The organism is Kitasatospora sp. NPDC087861, from assembly GCF_044742585.1.
In the GTDB taxonomy this organism is placed as follows: domain Bacteria; phylum Actinomycetota; class Actinomycetes; order Streptomycetales; family Streptomycetaceae; genus Kitasatospora.
This window is the reverse complement of sequence record NZ_JBIUUS010000086.1, coordinates 1-5,243: the sequence shown is the minus strand read 5'-3', so window position 1 is coordinate 5,243 and position 5,243 is coordinate 1. Positions and strand designations below refer to the sequence as shown.

3 protein-coding genes and 2 pseudogenes are annotated in these 5,243 nt (G+C 71.3%); all 5 read left to right on the top strand.

Annotated features, from left to right (window positions below; all coding sequences use genetic code 11):
• Positions 1 to 95, top strand: a pseudogene (locus ACIOJE_RS40995) (ATP-binding protein); the annotation flags it as partial.
• A 393-nt stretch (positions 96 to 488) separates the two neighbouring features.
• A complete protein-coding gene (locus ACIOJE_RS40990) occupies positions 489 to 3,845 on the top strand; it encodes a nitrate- and nitrite sensing domain-containing protein (protein WP_280686438.1) in 3,357 nt (1,118 codons plus the stop codon).
• A gap of 10 nt (positions 3,846 to 3,855) precedes the next feature.
• Positions 3,856 to 4,269: a roadblock/LC7 domain-containing protein gene (locus ACIOJE_RS40985; protein WP_030057391.1), complete on the top strand. Its 414-nt coding sequence runs from the start codon at positions 3,856 to 3,858 to the stop codon at positions 4,267 to 4,269.
• A 161-nt stretch (positions 4,270 to 4,430) separates the two neighbouring features.
• Entirely contained in the window at positions 4,431 to 5,102 is a 672-nt protein-coding gene (locus ACIOJE_RS40980; RefSeq protein WP_280686456.1) for a DUF742 domain-containing protein, read from the top strand.
• Positions 5,083 to 5,243, top strand: a pseudogene (locus ACIOJE_RS40975) (ATP/GTP-binding protein); the annotation flags it as partial. The gene ACIOJE_RS40980 and the pseudogene ACIOJE_RS40975, both read left to right, overlap by 20 nt.

Genomic DNA, 5,243 nt, shown 5'->3' with positions numbered 1-5,243 from the left:
CCCCCGTCATCACCCTCGACGCCCGCCGCCGCGACAGCGCCAAGAGCGCCCTCATCACCCTCGTCGAACACGCCCTCCTCGCCCGACTGCGATGAGCGGCGGGGCATCCGGCCCCCGGGAGCCGTCGAACTGACGGCCCCGGGGGCGGAGCCGCTTACCGGCCGGTGTCCTCCAGGGGCATCGCGCAAGACCCGTGTATAAGCAGCGGATAACAGTTCGGTAGGCATTTTGTGATCAACAGTGACTCTGCGTGGCGAATCAGCGTCACTCAGCGCCAGAAGACCACGGTTTTGCTCCGTCATGTCGGTGAATGTCCAGATTGCTCCGACGCGGGGGCCATGAGGCGGCTGTTTGTCCCCCATCCCTGCACGTGCTGAAATTCCAGCTACCCCTGAAGCTTTCGTGCCGGCCCGCCGGTGACGGGCCAGGGCCCGGGGGTAGCGCTGGATTGATCCATGGCCGACAGTCGGCCGAGAGGTAGTTGTCGAGTGAGGCGTAAGCAGCAACCCGCCCCGCAGCGGCGCTCCGAGCCCCGCCGGAGCGAGCCGAACGGCACCGCAACGGACCCGGCCGGATTCTCCGCGTTCACACCCACCGAGGAACGCTCGCCGGCGTCCCCGGCCCCGCAGCCCCCGGCCGCCTCCACGGAGCTCCGCGGCGGTGGCTCGGACGGCGACGGCGGCTCAGGCCGGTACGACTTCCTCCGCCCGCGCAACTGGCGCGTGCCGACCCGCCTGATCGCGATCCTGCTGATCCCCGTGATCATCAGCCTCGTCTTCGGCGGCCTCCGCGTGAACACCTCGGTCGACGGCTACATCAAGGCCTCCCGGGCCGAGAAGACCGCCGAGCTGGCCAAGGCGGCGACCGAACTCGCCGAAGCGCTGGAGATCGAGCGCGACACCACGCTGATACCCCTGCTCACCAAGCAGGACCCGGACGGCAAGGTCGCCAAGACCCGGGCCGACACCGACGCCGCGCTGAAGGCGTACGAGGCGGCCTACGCGGCCTCCGACAAGTCCGGCGAACTGCCGCGCCGCCACGAGGCCTTCCAGGCCCTCGTGATCGACCTGCCGCACCTGCGGGCCAACGCGTACGGCCCCGAGCTGTTCGCCAGCGCCACCGCGAACGCCTACTCGGTGATGTTCGCCCCGCTGCTGTCCTACGACAACTCGGTCGGCATGGGCTCCACCAACGCGGCCAGCAAGGGCCGCGCGATCTACGCGATGTCCCTCGCCAAGGCCTCCGCCTCGACCCAGCGCGCGCTCATGCTGCACCTGCTGGTCGGCATCTCCCAGAACGCCACCACCCGGTTCGAGAACGCCGACGTGATCCAGCAGATCCTGGTGTCGGAGCGGCTGGAGCAGGTCTCGCTGACCGAGTTCAACACCGGCAGCGCCCCCGAGGACGCCCGCAAGTACGCCAACGCCCAGGTCGCCCAGGCCATCGCGCAGGAGCGCTCGGCGTACAAGATGCCGAACGGCACCGCGCCCTCCATGCAGACCCTGCTCTCCCTCGGCGCCGCCTACAGCCAGGCCGCCGCCGAAGGCCAGACCAAGGGCAAGGCCGCCGCCGACCAGGCCTACAAGGAGGCCAAGGACGCGGGCCTCACCCCGGAGAACTGGAACCAGGCCGCCAACACGCACATCCAGGCCCTGCGGACCACCGAGGTCCAGCTGCTGGACGACGTCCTCACGGACTCCCGCAACCTCAAGGACAACGCGCTCTACGACGCCATCCTCAACACGATCATCGTCGTCGCCGCGCTCATCCTGGCCGGCCTGCTCACCGGCTACGTCGCCCGCTCGATGATCCTCGGCATGCGCACCCTGCGCAGCGCCGCCCTGGAGATCGCCGACCACCGCCTGCCGGACCTGGTCGAGAAGCTCTCCAAGACCGACCCCGACCGGGTCGACACCTCGGTCAACGCGATCCCGCTGCACGGCAAGGACGAGATCGGCGAGGTCGCCCGGGCGTTCGACCAGGTCCACCAGCAGGCCGTGGCGCTCGCCGCCGAGCAGGCCCTGCTGCGAGGGAACGTCAACGCGATCTTCACCAACCTGTCGCGCCGCAGCCAGGGCCTGATCCAGCGCCAGCTGGCGCTGATCACCGACCTGGAGAACAACGAGGCCGACCCGGACCAGCTGGAGAACCTCTTCAAGCTGGACCACCTCGCGACCCGTATGCGCCGCAACGGTGAGAACCTGCTCGTCCTCGCGGGCGAGGAGGCCGGCCGCCGCTGGAACACCCCGGTCCCGCTGGTCGACGTGCTCCGCGCCGCCGCCTCCGAGGTGGAGCAGTACGAGCGCGTCGAGCTGTCCGGCATCCCGGAGGTCGAGGTCGTCGGCGCCGCCGTGACCGACCTCGTCCACCTGCTCGCCGAGCTGCTGGAGAACGCCACCTCGTTCTCCAGCCCGCAGACCCGGGTCCTGGTCAACGCGACCCGCCTGCCGGACGGCCGGGTGCTGGTCGAGATCCACGACAAGGGCATCGGCCTCACCGCCGACGACTTCGCCGAGATCAACGAGAAGCTGGCCGAGCCGCCCACCGTCGACGCCACCATCTCCCGCCGCATGGGCCTGTTCGTGGTCGGCCGCCTCTCGCAGCGGCACGACATCCGCGTCCAGCTCCGCCCGTCCGGCGAGTCCGCCGGCACCACCTCGCTGGTCATGCTCCCGCCGTTCATCACCCGCTCGGGCGCCGTGCCGGAGCCCGAGGAGCAGTTCACCGTCTCCCGGATCTTCTCCGAGCAGGAGCCGACCTCCGAGTGGGCGCCCAACGGCCAGCCGCGCAGCGCCGCCGAGCTGGGCTTCGACGACCACCTCACCGGCAACGGCAACGCCGGCTCCAGCGGCTTCAGCCCGGCCCTGGAGGCCGTCCAGCGCTCGCAGCGCCTCGACCAGGTCCGCCGCGCGGCCCTGGAGAGCGCCCCGCACGGCGGCGAGCCGCCGGTGCTGGACGCCGAGGTCGAGGAGGAGTACCAGCAGGGCTACGACCAGTACGCCCCGCAGGCCTACGAGCAGTCCGGCTACGCCGACGACCAGTACGGCTACGCCCAGGACGGCTACCAGCAGGACGAGTACGGCCAGGACCAGTACGGCCAGTACCCGCAGCAGGGCTACGACCAGTCCGGCTACGCCGACGAGCAGTACGGCCGCCAGGACTACCAGGAGACCGGCTACCAGGGCTACCAGGACGGCTACGGCGCCGACCAGTACGGCCGCCAGGCCGAGGAGGCCCCGGCCGGCCACCCGTACGCCCCGGAGCCGCCCGCCCTGCCCGCCGCCGAGTCCACCCCCACCCTGCCGTCCGGGCTGCCGCAGCGCCGCCCCGGCCAGCAGCTGGCGAGCGGCGGCTTCGGGGCGCAGGCCGCTCCGGCGGGCACCGGCTCCACCGGCGAGACCCCGAACTGGTTCGCCGGCGCCAAGGACAGCTCGGCGGCCGACGAACCGCGCGGCCACGACGTGTCGGCGCTCGGTGGCTACGGCCCGACCGGTCCGACCAACTCCCCCTGGCAGTCGCCCAACGACGGCGCCTGGCAGCGGGCCGAGCAGACCCGCGAACCCGCCTCCGGCGGCACCACCGGGGCGGGCCTGCCGCGGCGCGTGCCCAAGCAGAACCTGGTGGCCGGGAACGCCAAGCCCACTCCGCAGGAAGGGCCGCAGGTCTCCCGCAGCCCCGAGGAGGTCCGCGGCCGGCTCACCAACCTGCGCCGCGGTGTGGAGCAGGGCCGCAGTGCCGGTAACACCGGAAGCTTCCGGATCGACCCCGATCAGGTAGACCCGTCCGGCAACGGACAGAACCGAAGCACCGATCTCTTCGGCGGCTCGAACCACCAGGAGCGTTGAGTTGACTCAGATGAGCCAGGCCGCACAGAACCTGAACTGGCTGATCACCAATTTCGTGGACAACACCCCCGGGGTGTCCCACACCGTGGTGGTCTCCGCCGACGGCCTCCTGCTGTGCATGTCCGAGGGCTTCCCCCGCGACCGCGCCGACCAGCTCGCAGCCGTCGCCTCCGGCCTCACCTCCCTCACCTCCGGCGCCAGCCGGATCTTCGAGGGCGGCGAGGTCAACCAGACCGTCGTCGAGATGGAACGAGGCTTCCTCTTCCTCATGGCCGTCAGCGACGGCTCCGCCCTCGCCGTACTCGCCTCCCCCGACTCCGACATCGGCCTCGTCGGCTACGAAATGGCCCTGCTCGTCGACCGCGCCGGCGCCGTCCTCACCCCCGCACTCCGCGCGGAACTCCAGGGCAGTCTCCTGCACTGACGGTCCGTCGGATACCGTCCAGGTATTCGAAGTACCTCCGCGTCCTTCCCGGGCCCGCTTCGGCGGGCTCGGGTTCGGACGTTGTACGGCCTTCGCACCACCGGCTCCGGACCTGCACCGAAGCTCGCACCGCACCGCCGCACCCTGTGAGGAGAGGAACCGTGACACCGCCCGACGACCGCAGCGGCCAGTACGGCGTTCCGTACCCTGGCACAGGCCATGACGCCTTCGGAGCACCCGGCGTCGGCCACGGTCAGCAGTACGGCCGGCCTCAGCACGGCCAGCAGTACGGCCAGCACCAGTACGGGCAGCCCCAGCACCCGTACGGGCAGCCGCAGGAGCAGTACGACCAGCACGGGCAGTACGGACAGCCGCAGCCCGCCTTCGACACGCCGCCGCCCGGCTACCCGGTGCCGGCGCCCGCCCCGGCCCCCGGCTACCAGCCGGCCCACGAGCCCGGGCACGTCGAGGAGTTCGAGGACGAACCCGACTCCGGCCCGCTGATCCGGCCGTTCGCGATGACCGGTGGCCGCACCCGGCCGCGCTACGAACTCGCGCTGGAGGCCCTCGTCTCCGCCGACGTCGACCCGCAGCGCCTGGCCACCCTGCTCCCCGAGCACCAGCGGATCTGCACCCTGTGCACGGAGGTCAAATCCGTCGCCGAGGTGTCGGCGCTGCTCTCCCTTCCCCTGGGAGTGGCCCGCATCCTCGTGGCCGACCTGGCCGAGGCCGGCCTCGTCGCCATCCACCAGCCCGCTTCCGGCGGCGAATCCGGAAACCAGCCCGACGTCACGCTGCTCGAAAGGGTCCTCAGTGGACTTCGCAAGCTCTAACGCGGCCGCCCCCACCCGCGCCACCACCTCCGCGAAGATCGTCGTCGCGGGCGGCTTCGGTGTCGGCAAGACCACGCTCGTCGGCGCCGTCTCCGAGATCAACCCCCTGCGCACCGAAGCCGTCATGACCTCGGCCTCCGC